We start from the raw sequence: 20913 nt of genomic DNA, 5'->3' as shown, positions 1-20913 counted from the left end.
CTCCCCGCAGCACGGACCGCAACGGCCCAGGAACCACCAGCCCCCAATGACATCCACCAACGCCGGTACGCCCCGCGCCACGCTCTGCTTCCGGCAGCGTCCGCAACCACCGGTAGAACTCAAACCGCATCCAGCTGACGGGTGCGCCAGTTGGCCATGCCTTCCAGGACCCGGTCGCTGATCGTCGAGACGGTCTCCTTGCTGGTCGCCATGCTGTAGACCTCGGCCAGGTGAGCGACGATCTCACCCGCGGTCAAGCCCTTCGCGGTCAGCGAGATGACCAGGGTGTCCAGGCCCTCGGTGCGACGCGAATTCCTTGGCACAACCTTCGGCTCGAAGGTCCCGGCCCGGTCCCGCGGGACCTCCAGCGTGACCGGCCCAGCCTCGGTCATCACCGTCTTGGCCCGGTAGCCGTTGCGTGCGTTGCCGCCCTTGCGCGCACTGCGACCCGGCTCGGCGCCGGCCAGGTGCTCATCCACCTCGGCTTCCAAGGCCTCCTGGAGCAGGTGCCAGGTCAGCTGCTGCAGCAGCCCGCCCTCACCCAGCAACTGCATCCCGCCTCCCCTGGCCTGCTCGGCCGCCAGCTCGGCAACCGACGCCACCACATCCGACCCGCCAGTGTTCTTCCTCGGCCCCATGTCCAAGGCATCGGCCGATCCCACCTCCGGCGAAACCGCTCCGCCAGGAACCGACCCGATCTGGTGATCCGTCAGCGAGCTCCTCAGTGACTCCCTTGATCAGGGCGTCCACCGAATTCATGACACTCCCCTCGCCGCATCGGAACGTCACCGTTGTCGCCCGGGAACTGGTACTACAGCGGCAGATCATGTGACTGCTGATCGGTTCTGTCGTTGAGCGGTCATGCTGGTGGATGTGACGGAGGAGCATCTCGGCGGGTGGGCCGAGGAGTTGGCTGTTCTGCTGGGTGGGCTCGACCATCTGTTCCGCGGCCGCAGCCGCGGGAGGTGTTCGCGGACCTGGTCGAGGGCTTGCTGTCGGACCTACGCCGGAAGAACGCGTGGACGATGGCCGCACGGGCGGGCCATGTCACGCCTTCGCGGATCTAGAAGTTCCTGAACGCGCTGTCGTGCTCGGCGGATGCGCTGCTGGACGAGCCGCAGGCGTACGTGGCCGAGCACCTGGGCGATCAGGCCGCGTCGCTGGTGCTGGACGACACCCAGGTGCAGAGAAAGGGACCAAGTCCGTCGGCGTCGCCCCGCAGCACTGCGCAGTGACCCGCGACGTGCGGAACTACGTGGTGTTCTTGCAGGTCAGCGCCCTGTATACCTCGCGGGCGATGTACCGCTTGAGGCAGCGGATGATGTCCTTCTTCTGCAGCCCTTGAGCGGTGCGGCGCGCGATGTACTCGCGTGTTCGCGGATCCTGGCGCATCCGGACGACGGCGATGGGTTGGAGGGCGGCGTTGGCGGACCGTTGCCGCCGCGGTTGAGCCGGCGCCGGTCCCGCCGGCTGGAGGAGGCGGGGAGTGGGGCGGCTGCGCACAGATGGGCGAAGGCGGCCTCGGAGCGCAGGCGTTCGGGGTTGTCGCCGACGCGGCCAGGAGGCGGGCGGCCGTTTCGGGGCCGACTCCGTTCACAGCCAGCATCTCCGGGGCGGCTTTGGTCGCGAGTGCGATCAACTCGGCGTTGTATTCGGTGATTTCGCGGTCCAGGTCCTGGTATCGGCGGGCCAGGCGGCGCAGGGTGAACTTGGACGCTTCGGTCGGGTCGGTCAGGTCCTGGGCTGGCCGGAGCCGGGCGCATGTGGTGATGCGGTCGGCTGCCGCTCCATGGACCGCCCCTTACAGCGTCCTCGGACTACCGCGTGGCTCTTGAAACGGCCGTGGCTACATCCGCGACGAGAACCAAATTGAATAAGATCAAGCTATTTTATATGAGGTGACGTTCTCTTCTGCATAGGGTCCAGTGGTCCAGACTGATGAGGTGTGGCCCTCTGGGTAGACGTTTTGTGGGCACTCGGGGCGCTGATGCCACGGTGGCCACGTATCGCCAGATTGCGAATGCCTGTCTCTATTTTCTGAAGGGTGCTTCTGGTATTCGTTGGCGGCTTGAGCTGGCGGCTTATATCATCCAATAGATTTGCCCTAACGTCCTTATTTTCAAGCGCCTTTGGGGTGTATTTTCCTGCGGTTATTAGATTTTTTTCCGCCAGTGTCCCAAGGTGTTGATTTGCGACGTTCGCTTTCAGCAGTCCTCCACCTCCAGGGTTCATTTCGATTGATGCAAAGTGGGTATAAACGAGCTTGAGGAGATTCCTGTCGTCGCCCGTCGCGCCGCCCGTACGTGCGGCCGCGTCCATGATGCCGCCGGTCAGCCCTGAGGTTTTGGGTATGGTCTTCAGGTTCGCAAGCCTCTCCGCGGCGTCCTGGGAGCCAGCGGTCAGCCCTACGGTGGGCTCTTTCAGGTTCGCAAGCATCTCTCTAGCGGTATGCCCCTGGAGAATCCTGTCAATTCTTCCCTTGTACGCCGGGTGGTCGACTTGGAAGTCTGTCAGTACATCTTTCATGACACCCCGAAGTTTGGAGCGGTCCATGGACCCTGACTGCCCATATCCCATGCCCTGAAGAATTGACTTAGCCTTCCCCTGGAGCTCCTCATCCTTTGCGTTCGATGTCGACTGGGATCGGTTCCCGCCCAGTCCCGCCGCCTCCTTGTCGAGGAGTTTGAAACCTGCCTCGATCTCAGCTAGGGCAACATGATTTTTGAGGGAATTCTCATTTGGCAATACGATACGGGCGTTTTCCGCCGGCTGGTTCGACCTTTGGGTCAGGTCCTTTTGCATCCCTCCCGCGGTTTTCAGGTGAGAGAAACCGCGGTCCGCTAAAAACTTATCTCCCTCTTTGCATATTTCCTTGTACGACCAATTTTGGCCAGGATTTCCCTGCCATCCATTTTCCATGAGTGCGCTCTGGAGTGCCGCATTCTCCTTTCCGCCACGATTCCGAAAGCCGGACTGGTCGCCTTGGTAATTATCTTGCTTGAGCTCCTTGCGGACACTGATGAGAGTGTCGATGGCCTTCCGGACTTCTAGGGCATTCTTTTCTGTGATCATTCCCGATGCAGTCTCATGGGCGTCTGCCATTTCTCTCTCCTTGGGCTGGCCATTAGAACCCCGGAGTTCAGATAATCGTCCGGAGAAAGCAGTTGATAGATCGGGGAACGTGCTTAATTTTGTGCTGATGTTCCGTTGGCCTCGATTTGTCGGGGCGGTTGAGTCGCTGACGGGCTCGGTGGTTCGCCCCTCTCGTCCCTCGTGATCGGGGGGAGGCGGGCTGATTCAAAGTCGTGGTGATCATGTTGTGGTGCAGGTCATGGGATGTTCAGGAGGTCCAGGGGTCGGGGGAAGGGTTGGTAGGAGACGTCACCGATGGCGGCGGCGATGTTGGTGTGTTCGGCCGCGCGGAGCAGGTTGATCGTCAGGTCGTGGAGGGTGGCCGCGTTGGCGGGGCCGTGGCCGGTGCGGATCTTGGAGGCGTCCTCGGCGGAGGTGGTGTCGCGCAGGGAGTGGGGTCGGTTCTCGACCGTCTGCTGGGATCGGGCGATTGGGGCGAGCCGCTCGGGAGCAGCGTCGCAGCTGGTCAGGTCCGTGATGGCGTAGACCGTTTCGCGGGTGCGTTTGCCTGTGCGGGTGTCGGTGCGGTGCCGCACGATCCGTGCGGCCTGGACGGCGTGGGGGGAAGTCGATGCCCAGGTTCGTGAAGGTGAAGGACCTCAACGACCCGGGTCTGCAGCCGGCCGTGGCCCGTGGTGCGGTGGTAGAACTTCGCGCTCGCCCGGCCCCAGGGCTGGAGACGGAGCTGCTCGTACAGGCTTGGCTGGTTCTTCTTGACGGTGAGGACGTGGTGCGCCTGCTTGTCCTGGACCAGGTGGCGGGCGTGGGCGCGTTGGATGTGCGGGGCGTCGGCGGTGACGACACCGGCCAGGTCGTAGGGGGCGAGCAGGGCAGCGACCTTCGGCTTCGGATTCTCCGTCGGGCGTCCGAAGACGTCCGAGGAGCAAGGCTTGGAGGAGTTGCCGCTGTCGCGGATCAGCCGGCGCTGCAGTTCCGCCACCCGCGCGGTCAGCCTCGCGTTTTGTTCCTCCAACTGGGCACACCGCTCGACCAGCGCCGAATTCTGCTCACGCAGCAGCCCGATCAGCGCGATGCACTCCAGTCCCATCAGGACCGCCTCGGTCACCTCCCACAAGGTCTGCCGGGACTCGCGGCGTGGGACGCAGTTCGCCGCAAACCCCATGAACGCCCCGAAGAAGTCCCGCCACACCGCCTGCGCTACGGTGGCCTCCACCGCCGCCGCGCTCTGATTCTTCGTCACCAAGGTCATGATCGCGGTGGCGGTCCCCATGGCCGGGAGTGCCCTCGGCAGATCGCTGACCAGCGGAGACTCGGCGCTTACCGCGAACTACAGCTGGCGTGATGGAACCAGCGGGTTGGCGCAACTCGTTCAAAAATATTGATAAGTGGGTTGGCCCCAGGTGGTCGTCCCACTCGGATACCGAGCACGTAACGCGCATCGAGGTTGCCGCGCTGGGCAATTGGTGTGCGACGCCAGGAGTTTCGGGTCCCCCTGCCCGGATCGGCCGGGCGTCCGCGGACAGCGGCGCTGCGGCATACTCGGACACAGTTGATGGCCTCCGCCACCTTGTGCAGGTGAGCGAGCGGAGCGTATCGCCGTGGCTGAGAAGTGGATCGTTGCAGCGTGATGGCCAAAGAGATCAGACGATCGGTTGAGGAGCTGTATCAGCGGATCCGGGATCACGCGCAGGCTCGGATACCCTGCCGTGCCATGGACCCGGAGTTGTGGTTCACTGACGATCTCGCTGGCCAACGGGTGGCCGCGGCGTGGTGCAGGCTCTGCCCCGTTCGTCGTGAGTGCCGTGAGGCGGGCCGCCGCCTGCAGGCCACGCACGGCGTTTGGGGAGGAGAAGCTCCGCGCGACAGACGCCGCGCGGGCCACATCTTCCCGACTGCCCAGTGATGTGGACACCTAGGTTCAATGGGATGTGGTCGAGAGCCAGGGCTTCAGCCCCCTCAACCGCGGCCGACACCCAGCATGACCCGACAGTCCCTCAACTGCCCGAGAGCGGCCAGAGGCTACCGCCAGCGTGGGGCTCGGCCAATCCAAAGCCAGAGGTGGCAAAGGAAGACGCGAGGCGTGGTTCAGCACCGTCTCTGCTCGACGCAGCTCCCTCAGAGTTCACTACCGACCGGGTGCGCACTGCGGTGCGGCAAGTCGGCCCCGCGGCTCCCACCGTCGAATACAGGAAGCAGCTGGCCGACTCGGTCGCCTGCGGTGTGGCAGCACTGGCCAGCACCGACGGCGGCCTCTTGTTCATCGGCGTCACGGACAAGATCCGCGAGGTCAGGGGCCTCAGGGAGAGGACTATCGATGCGGTCGTCGACCATTGCTACGCCAAGATCGAACCCCCGTGGGTGGCGCGGTATCTCCCAATCCCGCTGGGCCGCTGCCCGATTGGTGGAGACAGACAGAAAACCCGGCCCGGCCCAAGCAGAAACGGCCTACCGGCCAAGCCAACGGCAGTCGTGCGAGATCGAGGCTAAGTAGCCCCAGAAGCATTCCGCCCGATGTGGCCCGCTCTGATGCCTGGCAGTGTATCCCTCGGCTTAGGCGCTTCGATCCACTTTCCGCGCCATGTCGCCGGATCTCCTGTGAGAGGAGCATTGGCTGGCGTATGCAAGATCTGGTAGTCCACCCGCCCGCGGGTGGCTTGGAGACCGTGATGAACCCGCTTCAGAGCCAGCCCCGCTCCCACCCGCCCGTCACCGAGGCCGCCAGCGCGGCCACGGCGCTGCCTGATCTGACGCAGCATGAGATCGAGGCGCTGCGTACCCGGTACAATCTTGCCGACGCGCATACCCACCAGAGGCAGTCGGATCGCCAGCGCGGCATCATCGCGGACTTGCCCAAGCTGTGGTATGAGGCCGAGCGTGGGCTGCAGGCCACCTCCGAGCAGCGCTTCACCGAGGCCTTCTTCCGCCTGCAGCGCCAGCCCACCGCGCTGGCCCGCAACAAGACCATGCTCTCCTACGCCGCCTCGATCTCCACGATGGTGGTCGGCATGTTCCTCAAGCAGCGCCACATGGCCGTCACGCTGATCGAGCCGTGCTTCGACAACCTGTACGACGTGCTCGCCAACCTCGACGTGGCCGCCTACCCGATCGACGAGTCGGCGCTGCACGCTGCGGATCGGATCTACCAGGAGCTCGAGCGGCGGGTGCGCACCGATGCGCTCTTCCTGGTCGACCCCAACAACCCCACCGGCTTCACCCTGCTGAGGCACGGTCGGCGCGGCTTCGAGGAGGTGGTCCGCTTCTGCAAGGACCAGCAGAAGGTGCTGGTCCTCGACTTCTGCTTCGCCTCGTTCACGCTGTTCGACTCTGCGGTCACCCGCTTCGATGTCTACGAGTTGCTGGAGAACTCGGGGGTGACCTATCTGGCGATCGAGGACACGGGGAAGACCTGGCCGGTCCAGGACGCCAAGTGCGCGATGATCACCACCAGCGACGACATTCGTGAGGCTGTCCATAACCTGCACACCAGTGTGCTGCTCAACGTCTCGCCGTTCACGTTGAACGTGCTGACGCGCTACCTGCGGGACGCCGCCGAGGAGCAGCTCGCCAGCGTCCGCGATGTGTTGGACGGCAACCGGGATCTGATCCGGGAGGCCTTGGATGGCACCGTCTTGGAGTGCCAGGAGCCGGTGGCCAAGGTCAGCGTGGCCTGGGCGAGGATCAACCACCCGCTCGTGAAGGCGTTGGACGTCCAGCGCCTGCTCTACGCGCGGGGCGTCTACGTTTTGCCGGGGCGGTACTTCTACTGGAGCGAGCCGAGCAAGGGCGACGCGTACGTGCGCTTCGCGCTGGCCCGTGACCCGCAGATGTTCGCCGACGCGGTGGCTATCATCCGGAAGGTGCTGAACCGTCATGCCTTTTGACATCAAGACCGGCCAAGGGGTGGAGTACGTCGACGCGACGCTCTTCATGGGCATGAACAGCACCGATGAGTACACCCGGGCGGTGTGCAGGACCTTCTTCGCCACCCGGCTCGGCGGGCGGGTGATGATGAGCTTGGAGCAGGTGGGCCGCTGCGACGACCTGGTCTGGCAGTTCCCGCGCGAGGTGCAGGACGCCTACTACCCGTTCATGGACTACCTGCACACCGTCATGGCGATCGTCCGGCTCGGCTATGAGCAGGACGATCTGCGCAGTGCCCCTGAGGCCGCCAGGTATCCCCGCCTCGCCACCCACGAACGGTTATTGCTGGGCATGGTGATCCACCGCGGCGGCCTGCTGCGCTCGGTCAGCGCGCGCCTGACCGGACGCTCGAGGCAGCCGGACCTGCCGGTGGCAGCACCCGACCCGGGCCCCGAACTGGCCTTCCCGCAACCGCTGGAGGAGCTCTACCAGCGATCGCTTGCGCTGCGGATCGCGACCGCCGAGCTGTGAGCGGCCGGCAGGAGGTGAATATGTTCCAAGGAGTGACGGTGGCCCTGGTAACGCCGTTGACCTCCAGCGCGCAGGTGGCTGAGCAGGACGTGGAGCGCCTGGTGCGCTCGGTGCGCGATCATGTGACCGCGCTGCTGGTGACGCTGAGCACCGGCGAGGGCTGGGCCCTGACGGATGATCAGTGGCGCACGATGCTGGCCACGACCATCCAGCATGCGGCCGGACGCCTTGTGCTGGCAGGCGTTCAGCGGCCCACCACCGATCAGGTCGTCGAACGGGCCATCGAGGCCAGGAGGCTGGGAGCGGCCGCGGTGGTAGCCACCAGCCCCTACGGGCCGCAGGTCAGCCAGGAGGAGATCTACCAGCACTACGCCGCGATCGCGGCCCAGTCGGGCCTTGCGGTGATCGTGTACAACGAGAGCGTGCACAGCGGCAACGCCACCGAGTTGGCGACCCTGCTGCGGATCTGCCGGCTGCCGGGTGTGGCGGCGGTCAAGGAATCCAGCGGCTGCCCTCAGGCGATCAAGCGGCTGATCGCCGCTGATCCGGGCGTACCGGTGTACCAGGGCAGGGAGCGGCTGCTGCTGGAGGCCGGCTCCCCGGATGGCAAGGCAGTGGCGCTGGCCAACGTCGAACCCGCCTTCTGCGCCGAGCTGTTCAGGAACCCGGCACCAGCCAGGGCCGCGGAGCTGGCCGCCTACTGCGAGCGCTACGAGCTGGATCGGGAAGACTGGTACCGGCCGCTCAAGAGTGAGCTGATGCGACGCGGCGTGCTGAGTTGCGACCTGACCGTCGCCGACCTCGCGCAGGCCGGCCCAGCGGCAGCCGAGGGTGGTAGGGCCGCGTGAGCAGGCAACTGGCCGGGTGTTTTCAAGGTGTTCAGCGGCTGGATCGGCGCGGTGACGATCGCCAGCCATCGCGCATCGCTGGGGGCCGGGCTGGTCCATCGGCTTCGGATCGTAGGGAAGCTCACCGCGATCGGCTCGCCGGCCGCTGTCGCGTTCGCCGCCGACGTGGAGTGGGGCGCCACCGAGCTGCTGATGGTTCGTCCGCTCGCGCGCAACCTGCTGCTGGCTCGGCGCAGGGCCATACTCGCGCTCGCCTCGGTACTGCTCCATGCTGCGGCGAGGCTGACGGTGGCGGTTGGTGTGGCCCTGCCACCGCGGTTGCCTCGGATGGTGCTGCTGAGCGGGGTGTTCGCGGCCGGCCCGCTGGGCCACGGCTTCGCGTGGAGGACAAGGGGGCCGGCGCTGGTGGTCTGGGCGGTCGGGCGTCGCCGGCCCCCGGTGGCCGCCGCGGTGATCGGGCTCGCCACGGTGGGACGCGCGGTGACCTTCGTGGCGCTCGACTGGCCCGAGGTGGCGCCGCTGGGCTACCTGGGCCCGTTCCACCACGACGCGCCCAGCGAGGCGCCGGCCCAACGCCAGCATCGCGTGGGGATCCCCCGGGGTGCTCGCGGCCACCAAGGTGGCCGGTATCGGGGCGGCCTTCGCGCCGCTGGGCCGCCGGGGCCTGGTCCCTTGACACGCTCGGCTTCGCCCGACCGGGTCGCGGGCCCATGCCTGGGCTCGTCGGCCCTGCGGGTCAGCAGATCGCGCAGCGACAACTGGCAGTCATGCCCTGAAAGACCCTGCGGCAACGAGGAGGCCCGCCATGTTCGCCATATCCGCCTCGCACCGGCACACCGCGGTCCGCACGTGCCTGGTGCGCCAGCTGCGGCGCGCCCTCGGGCAGGACCCTAATCCGCTCTGTCGCCCGGTCGACCGGGCCCGCAGCCAGCTGCTGGTCGCAGCCGCGCTGGCCCTGGCGCTAGCCGCGCCCCTCGCCACGCTGCTCGCGCTGGCATTGCTGAGCAGCATGCGGGCACAGAACCACCAGATCGCCGCGCACCGCCATCAGGTGACCGCGATCACGCTGGCGGTGGCGAGTAACGGCTTAGGGCTCGACACCGCCTCGGCGCGTGCGTCCTGGGACTATCCGCAGGCAGAGCATCGGAGCGGGACGGTCTCGGTGGCCGCCAAGACGGCGCCGGGCAGCAGCGTCCCACTCTGGGTCGACGACAGCGGCAATCCCGCCGCGCCACCGCCGCTGGACAGCCAGCTGGCGGTAGCCGCGGGACTGTGTGGGCTGGGCGTCTTCCTCGCCACCGGGACGGTTGTCTGGACGACCTACGTCGTGCATCGTCACACCCTTACACAGCAGGCAGAGCAAGCCTGGGAGCCGGCTTGGGAACAGATCGAACCGCTGTGGTCCGGGCGCAGCTGGCGACCGGAGGACGGCGAGCGCTGACAGTGACGCAACGGGCACGCGGGCGGGCGCCCAGTCGTAGAGACACTCGCCCGTGCGGTGACCACCCCCGCACCCCAGAGCCACCGGGTGGACCGGTCCACGACTGGACCCACCCGGCACCACACACCATGCGCGACGCCCAGGCGAGGCCGCGCACCCTCCCCGACCAGCCCCAGGGGCTTCACCCCCCACCAGGCCTCGGCCAGCGTCTGGAGGCACGCGCCCACACGGGCCGCCCACCCCTGCCCCGCGCAGCCCGCCGGAACCAGAGCGCGAACACGATCAGCCCACCCTCCCCCAGCCTTCGGCCGGGGACCCCATCCCCTGGCCACCGGCCGCGCGGGGCAGCACTCGGCGCCGGATTCCACCTCCACGCCCACGCCACCCCACCCCGATGGGGCGCATCGAGATGCCCGCAGACGTGGCGGCTGCGCTGCGGGCCTTCGCCGACGGCCACTTCGAGCTGCTCAGCAACCTGGGCGGCCTCGACCGGATCGTGGCGGTGTCGCTGGCGACCGCGGCCGCCGAGCGGGCCGGCTCGTCGTCTCCGGAGGCGGTCCTGGAGAAGCTGGACCGCCTCCGTCGGGAGTTCAGCACCTGAACTCGTTAGTGGTAAAAAACTTGACTGGTAAAGATTTTGATCAGTAGGGTCGTGTGTGCGGGTTCACCCCAACACGAAAGGGACGACGATGGCTGACGAGATCCTGGAGATCGCCTTCACCCGGCGCTCACTGCGGGCACTGGACACGCTGGTCGGGCGGCTGCGCGCCGCGGGACTGGACTGGATCGAAGTGCACGATGTCGCCGGCCACGTGGCCGCTGTGACGGAATGGCAGGGGCGTCCCGGGGACCTGCATGACCTCTGCGCGCGCACCGGCTGGCCGCTGCCCACGCCATCGGGACCAGACCACACCACACCCGCCGCGATGGCCGTGACGCAGGCCAAGCGACGGTTGGAGAAGGCGATGCTCTTGGACAACCGCGCGGGCGCCAGCGCGAATGAGGTCGCAGAGCGCGCCGGCAACGTGTACAGCCGTCCCATCGCCCTGGACATCCTGGCCGGGGAGCGCCTGCTCGACCAGGCGGTCACCGCCCTGGCGCCGTGGTTCGGCAGGGAGGTACCGCTGCACATCCACCCTGGCCCCGCCCGCAGCAGGCGGACCCTGGAACTCACTGCCACCTGGGAGGGCGAGGCCCCAGCCATCCGCCGCGAACAGCTCAAGGGTGTTGATGAAGCGCTCGCCGTCGCAGGTCTGGGTATGCGCGACGCGCAGACGAAGACCAGCTGCGACAGTGCGGCTCTCCTCCTCGGTGACCACGCCGTGGTCGAGCTCTACCCCGTGGAGGACAAGCCGCGGGCAGCCTGACCATCGGATCGCAGTGACGCGCTGCCGCTCGGCGCCGACGCCCACGGCGAGCCCTGCGCCCTTCGGCGCCTGCGCCCGACAAGACGCAGACACGAAGGGATCACCCATGACGCTGAGGCCGTGGGAAGAGATCAGCGAGCACAGCCGGTGGACTCTGGCCGAGTACCCCGGGATTCGACTCCAGCGAATCATGTACGGAGGTTACGAAGGAGAGATGGGTGCGGTGCCCGCCGACGCATTCGCCCTCGACTGCGCGGCCTCTGACGTGCGGTTGGAGGCTCTACGGGCCGCTGATCGGGACGACGCGGGCGTTGTGTTCGCTGACCTGTCGTTCGGGGCGGTCGTCGCCCCCGGCACCTCCGCAGATCGTCGGGCTCGCGCCGAGTACTACCTGTGCGATGCCCTGATCGAGTACGCGAACCGCCATGACGTGGGCTACTGGGCACCAGCCATCGACCCGTCGTTCCCGGGTCGCTACCGACCAGAGGAGACGGGCCCGGCTCCGGTCGACTCCTTCACCGCAGCAATCATCGCGCGCGGGGTGGAGCTGGGCGAACGGATGGACCACCGGACGGATGAGGGTTCCTGAGCAAACCTCGAATGTTCCTCGACCCCGGGCTACTTCCGTGCGGGGTCCGCCTGGGCGCCCTGCCCACCCGTCAGCTCCACCACACGGTCGAGGACGTCGTCCAGTGCGGCGTACACCAGTGTGCCCGGCCGGGCCAGCTGCACCTGGTGCTGGACGTCCAGGCGCCGCGGGTAGCCCGGGTGCGCGCCGACGACCAGTGCCCGGCCTTCACCCAGGGCGGCGCCCAGCTCCAGCAGCGCGATCGGTTGCACGCTCTCGACGGCGAACCACAGCAGCGTGAGCACGCCAGGCAGGTGCAGGTGGCGGTGCTCCCACGCGATCTGGGCCGGGGCGCCGGTCGGGTCGTCGATAGCGAAGCCGACTGCGCGGCGGGGGTTCAGCACCACCAAGCCGGCCCTGAGCAGCCGGCGAGCCGCGGCCTCCTGCCAGTTCGGGCAGCCGGTGATCCCACCGCCGAGGAAGACGGCGGTCGGGTCGCCGGCGGTCGGGCGGTACTCGTGCGGGGCCTCGAAGTACCGGCTCGTCAGGTGAAGTGTCGTCATGGCTGGAGCCTGCTCGGCGGCGGCCGGGGCAACGCCTGTTCGCGGTTGGGCCGTCCCAAGACCCACCGCGGTGAGCGGTCGGCGTTCCCGCAGGTGAGGGTGGTGGCGCTGGCGCAGTGCGGCACCCACGCGATCACTCACGCGACCCTGGGCCCGTTCACCACCGCGGGGTCCGTGCTCGCGCGGGAGCTGTTTCGACAGACGCGCCACCTCCGCCTGCCGCACACCCTGTTCGAACAGACCGGCGGCCCTCAGCCGCCGCCTCACGCTCCGCCGCCCCCAAGGGACGCCCCGTGACTGCGTGGATTTTTATTGAAGGAATCGATCTGTTCCTTGATCTTCGCCAGTTCCGACCCGCTGTCGCCCTTCTTACCGCCTCGGCGCACCCGCTGTCGCGGGCCCGGACTGGGGGCACGGCCGCGTCTCCTCCAGCCATCGCGACTCACCCCCTCGCCTGCCTCGAGTCGCGTCCCTTGGCGTGGTGTAGCCGATCAAGCCGGTAGAAGCGCAGTTCAGGACCGGAATCCGGCTTCCGCGGAGCATACGGAAGGCTGACGGTACATCAGCCTGCGAGCTTCGGTCGCAGAACACGACTCGACTCGCCGGCGGCTGGGCGGTCGTGAAGATCTCAAGCAAGATCGGCTACACCACCAGGCGGGACACCATCCGGGCATATCGGACATGCAGAAGCGCGAGTTGTGGGACCGCTGGAAGGCCGGTGAGTCGATTCGCGAGATCTCGCGGGCGCTGGGCCGGCCGCCGGGCTCGATCTTCACGATCATCAAGTCCAACGGCGGCTACATTCCACCGGTCCGGCAGCGCAGGGACGGCCAACTGACGCTTGCCGAACGGGAGTCGATCTCGCGAGGTCTGGCCCGAGGCGACTCGATGCGCGAGATCGCCCGCTGCCTGGGTCGAGCCGTCTCGACCGTCAGCCGGGAGATCGCCCGTGACAAGGGCCCCGCCCGCTACCGCGCTGTGGACGCCGAGGACCGCACCTGGGACCGCGCCCGACGCCGGCAGCCGTGCCTGCTCGCCACGAACACACAGCTTCGGGACTTCGTGACTGCCAGGCTCGCCGAAGACTGGTCACCAGAGCAGATCTCCCCAAGATCCTGGTGCGGGTCGACGGCCGGGGCCACCCACGAGCTCATCAAGAACATCGAGGCGTTGAACACCGCCCGGCGCACGGTGCGCTACCTGGTTGGCTCGACCATCACCGACCAGGATGAGACGGCGATCGCCAAACTCCCCGAGCGGATGTGGGAGGCTGCCCTACGCCAAGATGGCGAGATCCAGGAGGGCTACGGGATCGCGGAGCTGACCGGCCTGAACACTCGCACGGGTTGGCCGGCGGGGATGCGACTGCTGGTCCGCCGGGTCAAACCGTCGGGGCGGCACGCGAAGAAGCTCACCACCTACGAGGCCCGCACCGGCTTCAAGTACTCGATCGTCGCCACGAACATCGGGCACATGTGGGACATCGCCGGCTCCCACCAGCCCCAGTTCCTCGACGCGCTCGCCCGCTCGCACGCCATGGTCGAGGCCCGCCTCCGGGTCGGCAAGGCGACGGGGCTGCGGAACCTTCCAGCAAGAAGTGGCAGGTCAACGCGGCCTGGATGCTCACCGCGAACCTCGGCCACGACCTGGACTGCTGGGTCCGCCTCCTCGCCCTGCACGACCAAGAAGACCTCGCCGGCGCCGAGCCGGACACCATACGCCACCGCCTCTACAGCGTCCCGGCCCACCTCAACCGCCATACCCGCCGCCGCTGGCTCCGCATCGACCGCACCTGGCCCTGGGCCGAAGCCTTCACCCTGGCCTGGCAACGCCCCACCAAGCTCCCGGCCGCACCCTGACAGCCGGTCACCACCCCGACGAACCAGAAAGAAAAGCAGACCCGGGCCCGTGGAACCCGGCGCACCCACAGCGTCACGCGACGGCCTACCTCACCGGCACCCAGGACAAACCGGGCACCCAGCCAAGACGGTCACCACCGACCGGACACTGAAGGATCGAGGCTGAAGGGCCAGCCCCGCATGCTCTGGCCGCGTGCAATTGACCAACAGCTCCCAGGGGTCGTTGCTACTACGTATGACGCTACGATCATAAGGGGATACGAGGATGTTCGATTGCTATCCTACGAGAGGGGCCATTTCACCGCGACCGGGAGGCCATGATGGGATCCATGGACGATGAAGATTTCCTCAAGGCACTCGCAAATTTCACCACCCAGCGCGTGGCTTATTATTCACAAGAGCAACCGGGAGTTACACAGCCGGGAACCACTGAAAAGAGTTCACTGGTACTCTCCGCGGATAACTACAGCAAGCTGATCACAGATGTTCACGAGGAATGCATTAGAAAGCTGCAGCTCGATGGATACCCGGGCCCGCCTCTGCGGTTCTCTGATCCCGAAGCGGTGAATTCGATTGGAATGGACTTAGGGTCTTTTAGCGCAGTGAAGAATGAAATGTCTGTCCTGGGAGCTCCCGGTGGGAACTATGCCACCGCAGCGCTCGAGGGTGCAGCAACGGTGGTCCACGAGTTGGCACACTACGAGTTCGACATGAAGTCGATGGAGTACCTTATCCATACCCATCCGAGGGAGGGTGATCAGAAAATTCGGGAGCAAATGGGCTACTCGCGCAATAGGCTGCCCCATGCTGACATGGTCACGGCGGCGAGAGGGCGGGTAGAGGCTGGACTGACCACTCCTCAGGACCTGATACTGGGAAAGAGGTACTACGAAACCGGATTCGGGCGCGGGAAGAAGGTTTTCGCGAAACTCCCGGACACGTTTCCCTCGCCACACGATCGCACGGCAAAGAAACTCTACGCAGAAGATCCCATATTGCGTAACTACGGCAGAAAGGGGAACAGCGGCTCGGAACTGGCGAAGATCAAGAAACAGATCGACTCCTTCAATGAAAATCCACTGGATGACCTGCACCGACCAGGGAGGCATGAAAAGCCGAGACTTGCGGGGATGAGCAAGGAACAGAAGGAAATCGTGGGTAAGGAGTTCAAAAATGCCGTGAAGGCCTCTGTCGAGTTGGACGGGAAGATACCCGGGACGCAGGAGCACCGAGACGCCGAGGTCGCTTTTGTGAACTCCTACAGTGGCTACCTCCAATCCGCACGCCTGGCCAGGGTGGTTAATTTTGAAAATAGTTTCGCGGGATACGTGGCAGACATTCCGACGGAGAACTACGCCCACACGGTCGAGACGAAGTTCCTGCACCACATGGGGATGCCTCGCGTCGAAATCGGAGCGGCGGGCGCGGAACCAGTCGTCTGGAGGCCCGACCGGAGCGACGCATTGGCGCCCAGCCCAGAGATTGTGGCCGGGCATGCCGAGGCAGTCAGATCGAGATCACGGAACAAGTCAACCGTGCAGAACGTCGTCGACCGGCTCAGGGAGATAGGCGCCCAATCGCGCTACGAGACCGCAAAACCTGCGCGAGAGAAAATGGCCCCCCAGCTCACAGCCGCGATCCAGGAAGCAGCCAGCTTGGGGGCGTTGTCAACGACGGAGCGTGCCGCGCTGCTACGAGAGCGCGCCGCACGGATCGGCACGGCAAGGGGCGATCTCACACAGCAGGGCGAGTCCTCGCGCAGTGCCGTGTGGCAGCACCCTTCTTCCACGAAGGATTCTCCGGCACACTCACCGAGACTGTGACCGCAACGCTGCGGGGCGGGCCGATCGACTTCGAAGGAACCGTTGACCTCGATTCGTCAGCTGTCCGTGCGTGGTGAGCGTCTCGCTGGTTTGCCCATACATGCAACGCCTGAGCGCCTTACCGTAACGTGCGCTCAGGGAATTCGGCTCTACTTCGGCTGGGTCGAATGGGCGCAAAGCGGCGAGCGTTGGGCCACCACGGCGGACCAGAACCTCAGTCCACCTCCATATCGCGGCGTCCAGCTCGCACCCGCGCAAGAGCTCCCAACCCCACGGCCCACCCCGTTGTCCCGCTCTCGTGGACAGATCCTCCAGCATCCGTGACATGCGCGCCAGTATGTGCCGGTGCGGCCTGCGATTGCGACCGCCTTTCGAGGATTCCCCGCCTCGTGCGGCCAGCGACTGCGCATAGGGTCGTCAGTTCAGCGTCAGCCTCAATACAGTGACTTAGTAGTCCCAGGATTGCCTGACCGTGACGGGTGGGTTGATCGAGGCGGTCTTGTGGTGCGGCGCAATGGTGACCTGCTTCGATCGGGTCTCAGGTGGGCTGTGGCCCGTTTGACGACGCGGGCGTTGGAGCGTCTGCGCCGGGTGGGCAGGAGGTGGCGGGCCACCTCCTGCCCACCGGCGAGGGCTGCGGTCAGGCGGTCAGGGGAAAAGGCCACCCGCGCGGTGACGTGGCGTCGCGCGAGGCGCAGGGTGCGGGTGAAGGAGAGCCGGTCAGGGTTCTCGCCGATGTCCTGGGCGCGGCGGTGTGCATGAGCGAGCGGATCGCGTGGTGGACGAGCAAGTGGCCCCAGACCTCCTGCTCGACACCTTCGGGCGAGCGGGAGCGCAGAACCTGAGCGGGGCCGCGCTGGTGGGTCTTCAGCTCGTCCAGCACGGTCTCGATCTCCCACCGCTCGTTGTAGCGGGCCGCCAACTCCATCGCGGGCGCGGACTCGTGGTCGAGGATGGTGGTGATCAGCCGGTAGCGGGTGGTGTACTGCGGGCGGCCGGGGTCGTCCAGGGTGTACTCGATGACCCGCGCGACGACCGCGTCCGCGCGCTTGCGGTCCCCGGCGGCGGCGATGTCGGACAGGTAGGAGCCGCCAGGAGGCTCGCGCCACACGGGCAGGACCGCAGTGGACTTGATACGCCACAGAAGGTCCGCTCCGCTCGCCGCAGCGGCCCGCCACCGCTCCAGGCCGGCGAAGCCACGCTCGGCCATCAGCAGATCTTCAGGCCCCAGAACGTCGAACAGCTCCCGCGCGAGCACGGACTCGGCGGTGCTGAACGGGCCCAGGGTCGCGTGAGTGATCGCGTGGGTGCCGCACTCCGCCAACGCCACCACCCTCACCCGCGAGAACGCCGACCACTCACCGCGGTGGGTCTTGGGACGGCCCAACCGCGCGTCGTTCTCCTCACTGTCCGGCACATCGAACGTCGTCCCGTCAATGACCATTGAACGCCAACGCCCATACCATGCACCAGCGGTAGCCCCGGTCGCCACAGGGCCGGCCGCCTGCTCGAACAACGCCTTGAGGACCTCGGGCCCGAGCTTGACCCGGGCCCGGGAGATCGCCGCGATGGTGGAACCTGCCACGACCCCGACCAGTGCCTCGCCCTGCCAGCCCCTCGGTCAGCGGCCGCGCGACCTCCTCCTACCCCTGCCCGGAGAACAGGCACATCGCCAGCACGAAATAGACCACCCCCGTGGCGGCAGCAGCCGCTGGCGCCGCCCGGTCCGGCCGCACTCCTCCACGATCCGGTCCACCAGCTCTGGCGGGAACGCGTGCGTCAGCAGACCGATCGCTATCCGGTCCGACAATCGCTCGTCCGTCGACGGCTTGACCTGCCCAGAGCGTGGCATCCAGGCACCTCCTGGACAGGCAACCTACCAGCAACGATCCTTAAGTCACTGGCATTGAGGCTAGGGCCCCTTAATATGACGCCCTCCATTTTTATTCGCCCGCTCCTGTGTTGCCGCATTATTTGCTGCCGCTCTCTCTTTTGTACTGGTAGGACCATGAGCCCCTTTCGGCGAGTCCGTGACACCCAACCCGACGGACTTGCCTAGGCGGCCCAACGCGGAGGTGAGGCGGTCCCACTTGCTGACACCTTCACCCTTGGCTTCGGTGTGCCATGACGCGGCCTTAGTCACTGCCGTACCCGCCGGTCCAATGCCCGGCCCATTCCTTGAGGGCTCAATGGGCGCAAAGCCATCGCGAGCGCTAGAGTCAAGAAGGCGATAAATTTCCTTCTCCGTAGTCTCTGGATTTGTGGCCCCTACCCTTTCGAAAATCTTTCGCGCCCCTTTGATCGCGTTTCCGTACAGAGCCTCTCTGTAAGCCTCCTCGTGAGCCTCCTCGCCAACATGCGCATAGCCGTGCCCAATTCCACCCTTTGCTCGCGCGTCGAGACTCTTTAGTTCCTTCATATCGGCTTCGCTGAATTCATGCACCTCCCCAGTGAGCTTCTGCTTGACGATATTAGAATCGAGTTTACCGGCAGCTTCTCGCAGGCTGTCTAGCTGAGGGTCCGGTGGTCCACTGCTGCCAGAGGAGGGGAAGCCGGTCGACATGTCGCGCCTCTCTTCGAAGATATGTCACGCCAGGGAAAGAACCCTGCCATCTCGTCTGACGCGGCAGCCACGGGACGGTCAGCTTATTTGGGAATCAGTAGCGCCAGATAGTCATCGGAGCATCGTCAGCCGCTATTTTTGCGATGGGTTCCGATTTGTAGGCGAAGGGGTTCTATTGTGCTCATGCGCCTTCCTTGCATCTCTAGACCGTCCGCCGACGTTTTTTTCCTGCTCCCGCGCGCTCGTCATTGATAGGCGTCCGAGGGTGTTCTTGAGGGAGTCCATGGTGCTCTTAGGCGCTTCTGCTTTCTTGATTCTCCCAACGGCCTCGTAGTGAAAAGCTGCCTTCGCTGGGTCGTTCTGGGCCCACGCATCCGCTTGCCTTGCCCGGAATCGTGCCGAATTCAGGGGTCCGCCTGTTGCATTCATTTCGTCGGAGTTGGGCACTACGTCTGGGTGGTAATTATCCCTTTCGGGATTGCCGGGCCTAAGATACCTGTCTCTGGCATCTGGCATTGCAGGCCACCTCCATTCCAGCCGACGTGAAAGATGGGGTTTACTTTATCTGAAATTATGAATCTGTTCGACGGGAGCCATGCTCAAATAGGTACGTAGAGAAACTGCAGCCCCGATGCGTTAGCCAACGGTGTCCGGGCCGACGCCGTAGCGGTCCAGAAGCTTCGGAGCGCCGGGAGCGATCGCGATAGCGCCGGCCCTCTACTCCTCCCGGCCCCTCACCACACAGCAGGGCGCACTCCGCGTGGACAGTCTTGCCGAACGCCTGCGCGGTGGCACCCCAGTGCCCGCCGGTGAGCTGGTGGACCAGGGCCAGGCCTCGGCCCGGCTCGGCACCGGAGCCCACCTCGATCAGGCACGGCAAGCTCCGGTAGCCGTCACGGACGCTGATGCGCACACACCGGTCGGTGAGGTGCTCGATCGCGACCGTCATACGCCACCCGCAACCGGTCTTGACCGCGTTGCCAGCCAGCTCACTGGCGAGAAGTTCGCCGGCCTCGACCAGGTCGGGCAGCTGCCACTCGCGCAGTGCGCCGCGCACCAGGCGGCGGGCCGCGCCGACGGACTGAGGCTCGTAGGGCAGGTGGGCGGTGGCGGGGCTGTGCGTGCCCTGTCCGGCTGTGCCGCCCAGGGCTGGCCTGGTGGTGGCCGCAGGTCGCCGCCGGTCGACGGCCGGGGCCGGGAGGCGGGGCACGAGCTGAGCGGCCATCAGCAAACGCCTGAGGGTCGGTAGTCCCGACGTAATCGGCCGCCGCAGGCCGGGCAGAGCACCTCGGGCGCACCCGCGTAGGCAACGACGGTCACGGTATCCCGCCGATCTCACTGTTCGCTGTCGCCAGGTCGTCCAGGTCCGGGAACAGGACTACCTCAGCATCCATGTTGTTCACGGCCACTGATCATTAGGCACGCGGCACCGTTCTGGTCGGAGACCATCGAGAGTGATCACAAATAGGAGGTATCGTTCGTGACGGGATCGGTTCTGATCTCGGGGCGGTGGTGGCTCGGCTGAGTCTGCCGTTCGACTCGGAGGCGGTCAGGGAGTTGACGATTAATAACTCCTTGCTCTGATGGGGTGGTTGGGGTCCAGGATCACGGTGTGACGGATGAGAGTGCGGCGGCGCTCGGGGAGGTGCTCGCCCGACTGCTGCCACAGTTGGATGAGCGGCAGCCGCGCCTGACATTGGGGCCGGCGGCTCGGATGCTCGGCTATGGGGATGTGCGCCGGGTCGCCCGCCTGGCAGGGGGTGGCGCAGTCCACCGTGGCGCTCGGGAGCTGGACGCGGACCAGGAGCCCGCCGACCGGGTCCGGGCGGCGGGCGCAAGCCGCTGCGTGAGAGCGATCCGGGCCTGGTGACGGCGCTGCTGGCGCTGGTCGAGCCGGATCAGCGTGGGGATCCGCAGTCGCCCTTGCGCTGGACGGTGAAGTCCACCCGGAACCTGACGGCCGAGCCGACTCGTCAGGGCCACCGGGTCGGCCCGGACACGGTCGCCGCACTGCTGACGGCCGAGCGCGGTCGGGCCGTTGCCCGATGCCGATGACCCGCAGCAGCTCCGCCGCTCGCAAGCCTCGGTGCCCGCCGCGGCGAGCACCAGCAGCTACTGGCCCTGGTCGGGCGTGACCAGGCTCTCGCCGTCCATCAGCAGGCCGCCGACCCGTGGACGCGGCAGGATCTTGCGCTCGACGCGCCGCAGCGCCACCTCGTGCTCGGCCCAGCTCCGGCGGAAGTCGGCGCTCACGGCCTGCAGCCGGTCGACGAGTGCGGTGACCGGGCAGTCGCCGGTCCGGCCGCGAAGGCCCACCCGCAGCACCCGCTCGCCGACCACCGCGGTGAGCCGCGCCCCCTGCCTCGACGCATCGATCACCCGAAAGCACGACGTCC

17 protein-coding genes and 3 pseudogenes are annotated in these 20913 nt (G+C 66.4%); 12 read left to right on the top strand and 8 right to left on the bottom strand.

The window, feature by feature from the left end; genetic code table 11:
• Positions 1-119 precede the first annotated feature (119 nt).
• From P3T41_RS33525 to P3T41_RS33510, 4 genes are all read right to left on the bottom strand, one after another.
• On the bottom strand, positions 120-605 hold the full coding sequence (locus P3T41_RS33525; protein ID WP_280694393.1) for a transposase: 486 nt from the start codon (positions 603-605) through the stop codon (positions 120-122).
• Between the two features lie 1279 nt (positions 606-1884).
• A complete protein-coding gene (locus tag P3T41_RS33520; protein WP_280694392.1) occupies positions 1885-3102 on the bottom strand; it encodes a hypothetical protein in 1218 nt (405 codons plus the stop codon).
• A 227-nt stretch (positions 3103-3329) separates the two neighbouring features.
• Positions 3330-3668, bottom strand: a complete 339-nt coding sequence (locus P3T41_RS33515) for a hypothetical protein (RefSeq protein ID WP_280694391.1) — start codon at positions 3666-3668, stop codon at positions 3330-3332.
• Positions 3599-4333: a DUF6444 domain-containing protein gene (locus P3T41_RS33510; protein ID WP_280694390.1), complete on the bottom strand. Its 735-nt coding sequence runs from the start codon at positions 4331-4333 to the stop codon at positions 3599-3601. The genes P3T41_RS33515 and P3T41_RS33510 overlap by 70 nt, the downstream gene beginning before the upstream one ends.
• Before the next feature lie 1426 nt (positions 4334-5759).
• Here P3T41_RS33510 and P3T41_RS33505 point away from each other — a divergent pair.
• From P3T41_RS33505 to P3T41_RS33475, 7 genes are all read left to right on the top strand, one after another.
• Positions 5760-6974: an aminotransferase class I/II-fold pyridoxal phosphate-dependent enzyme gene (locus P3T41_RS33505; RefSeq protein WP_280694389.1), complete on the top strand. Its 1215-nt coding sequence runs from the start codon at positions 5760-5762 to the stop codon at positions 6972-6974.
• A complete protein-coding gene (locus P3T41_RS33500; RefSeq protein ID WP_280694387.1) occupies positions 6964-7485 on the top strand; it encodes a DUF6190 family protein in 522 nt (173 codons plus the stop codon). Before P3T41_RS33505 ends, P3T41_RS33500 begins: the two co-directional genes overlap by 11 nt.
• 20 nt (positions 7486-7505) lie before the next feature.
• On the top strand, positions 7506-8333 hold the full coding sequence (locus tag P3T41_RS33495; RefSeq protein ID WP_280694386.1) for a dihydrodipicolinate synthase family protein: 828 nt from the start codon (positions 7506-7508) through the stop codon (positions 8331-8333).
• Between the two features lie 805 nt (positions 8334-9138).
• Positions 9139-9774 carry a hypothetical protein gene (locus P3T41_RS33490; protein ID WP_280694385.1) on the top strand — a complete coding sequence of 212 codons (636 nt, stop codon included), beginning with the start codon at positions 9139-9141 and terminating at the stop codon, positions 9772-9774.
• Between the two features lie 394 nt (positions 9775-10168).
• Positions 10169-10375: a hypothetical protein gene (locus P3T41_RS33485; protein ID WP_280694383.1), complete on the top strand. Its 207-nt coding sequence runs from the start codon at positions 10169-10171 to the stop codon at positions 10373-10375.
• An 88-nt stretch (positions 10376-10463) separates the two neighbouring features.
• Positions 10464-11141, top strand: coding sequence for a hypothetical protein (locus tag P3T41_RS33480; protein WP_280694382.1), 678 nt, complete (start codon positions 10464-10466; stop codon positions 11139-11141).
• A 106-nt stretch (positions 11142-11247) separates the two neighbouring features.
• Positions 11248-11730: a hypothetical protein gene (locus P3T41_RS33475; RefSeq protein WP_280694381.1), complete on the top strand. Its 483-nt coding sequence runs from the start codon at positions 11248-11250 to the stop codon at positions 11728-11730.
• Positions 11731-11759: 29 nt separating this feature from the next.
• Here the strand turns inward: P3T41_RS33475 and P3T41_RS33470 are convergent, their stop codons facing one another.
• Complete coding sequence (locus P3T41_RS33470; RefSeq protein WP_280694380.1) at positions 11760-12272, bottom strand: nucleoside 2-deoxyribosyltransferase domain-containing protein; 513 nt, start codon at positions 12270-12272, stop codon at positions 11760-11762.
• A gap of 681 nt (positions 12273-12953) precedes the next feature.
• Between P3T41_RS33470 and P3T41_RS33465 the strand changes: the two are divergent.
• From P3T41_RS33465 to P3T41_RS33455, 3 genes and pseudogenes are all read left to right on the top strand, one after another.
• A pseudogene (locus P3T41_RS33465) lies at positions 12954-13211 on the top strand (helix-turn-helix domain-containing protein); the annotation flags it as partial.
• Positions 13212-13891: 680 nt separating this feature from the next.
• Positions 13892-14131: a transposase gene (locus P3T41_RS33460; protein ID WP_280694411.1), complete on the top strand. Its 240-nt coding sequence runs from the start codon at positions 13892-13894 to the stop codon at positions 14129-14131.
• Positions 14132-14460: 329 nt separating this feature from the next.
• A complete protein-coding gene (locus tag P3T41_RS33455) occupies positions 14461-15954 on the top strand; it encodes a hypothetical protein (protein ID WP_280694379.1) in 1494 nt (497 codons plus the stop codon).
• A 640-nt stretch (positions 15955-16594) separates the two neighbouring features.
• Here P3T41_RS33455 and P3T41_RS33450 read toward each other — a convergent pair.
• Together P3T41_RS33450 and P3T41_RS33445 are read right to left on the bottom strand one after the other, a co-directional pair.
• Complete coding sequence (locus tag P3T41_RS33450; protein ID WP_280694378.1) at positions 16595-17539, bottom strand: IS4 family transposase; 945 nt, start codon at positions 17537-17539, stop codon at positions 16595-16597.
• A gap of 36 nt (positions 17540-17575) precedes the next feature.
• Positions 17576-17806, bottom strand: a complete 231-nt coding sequence (locus P3T41_RS33445) for a transposase domain-containing protein (RefSeq protein ID WP_280694377.1) — start codon at positions 17804-17806, stop codon at positions 17576-17578.
• A gap of 1471 nt (positions 17807-19277) precedes the next feature.
• On the opposite strand from P3T41_RS33445, the gene P3T41_RS33440 reads away from it, so the two are divergent.
• Together P3T41_RS33440 and P3T41_RS33435 are read left to right on the top strand one after the other, a co-directional pair.
• Positions 19278-19766 carry a hypothetical protein gene (locus tag P3T41_RS33440; protein ID WP_280694376.1) on the top strand — a complete coding sequence of 163 codons (489 nt, stop codon included), beginning with the start codon at positions 19278-19280 and terminating at the stop codon, positions 19764-19766.
• A 447-nt stretch (positions 19767-20213) separates the two neighbouring features.
• Positions 20214-20533: pseudogene (locus P3T41_RS33435) on the top strand (ISAzo13 family transposase); the annotation flags it as partial.
• A 96-nt stretch (positions 20534-20629) separates the two neighbouring features.
• Here P3T41_RS33435 and P3T41_RS33430 read toward each other — a convergent pair.
• Positions 20630-20913 (bottom strand): annotated as a pseudogene (locus P3T41_RS33430) (hypothetical protein); the annotation flags it as partial.

Origin of the sequence: Kitasatospora sp. GAS204B, assembly GCF_029892155.1 — a bacterium.
Lineage (GTDB): Bacteria > Actinomycetota > Actinomycetes > Streptomycetales > Streptomycetaceae > Kitasatospora.
The sequence above is the reverse complement of the archived record's forward strand: the minus strand, read 5'-3'. Positions and strand labels throughout refer to the sequence as shown.

Coding starts and splice junctions, on each gene's coding strand:
- P3T41_RS33520 (WP_280694392.1), bottom strand. CDS start 3,102: ATGGCAGACGCCCATGAGACTGCATCGGGAATGATCACAGAAAAGAAT.
- P3T41_RS33505 (WP_280694389.1), top strand. CDS start 5,760: ATGAACCCGCTTCAGAGCCAGCCCCGCTCCCACCCGCCCGTCACCGAG.
- P3T41_RS33500 (WP_280694387.1), top strand. CDS start 6,964: ATGCCTTTTGACATCAAGACCGGCCAAGGGGTGGAGTACGTCGACGCG.
- P3T41_RS33495 (WP_280694386.1), top strand. CDS start 7,506: ATGTTCCAAGGAGTGACGGTGGCCCTGGTAACGCCGTTGACCTCCAGC.
- P3T41_RS33490 (WP_280694385.1), top strand. CDS start 9,139: ATGTTCGCCATATCCGCCTCGCACCGGCACACCGCGGTCCGCACGTGC.
- P3T41_RS33485 (WP_280694383.1), top strand. CDS start 10,169: ATGGGGCGCATCGAGATGCCCGCAGACGTGGCGGCTGCGCTGCGGGCC.
- P3T41_RS33480 (WP_280694382.1), top strand. CDS start 10,464: ATGGCTGACGAGATCCTGGAGATCGCCTTCACCCGGCGCTCACTGCGG.
- P3T41_RS33475 (WP_280694381.1), top strand. CDS start 11,248: ATGACGCTGAGGCCGTGGGAAGAGATCAGCGAGCACAGCCGGTGGACT.
- P3T41_RS33470 (WP_280694380.1), bottom strand. CDS start 12,272: ATGACGACACTTCACCTGACGAGCCGGTACTTCGAGGCCCCGCACGAG.
- P3T41_RS33460 (WP_280694411.1), top strand. CDS start 13,892: ATGCTCACCGCGAACCTCGGCCACGACCTGGACTGCTGGGTCCGCCTC.
- P3T41_RS33455 (WP_280694379.1), top strand. CDS start 14,461: ATGGACGATGAAGATTTCCTCAAGGCACTCGCAAATTTCACCACCCAG.
- P3T41_RS33445 (WP_280694377.1), bottom strand. CDS start 17,806: ATGCCACGCTCTGGGCAGGTCAAGCCGTCGACGGACGAGCGATTGTCG.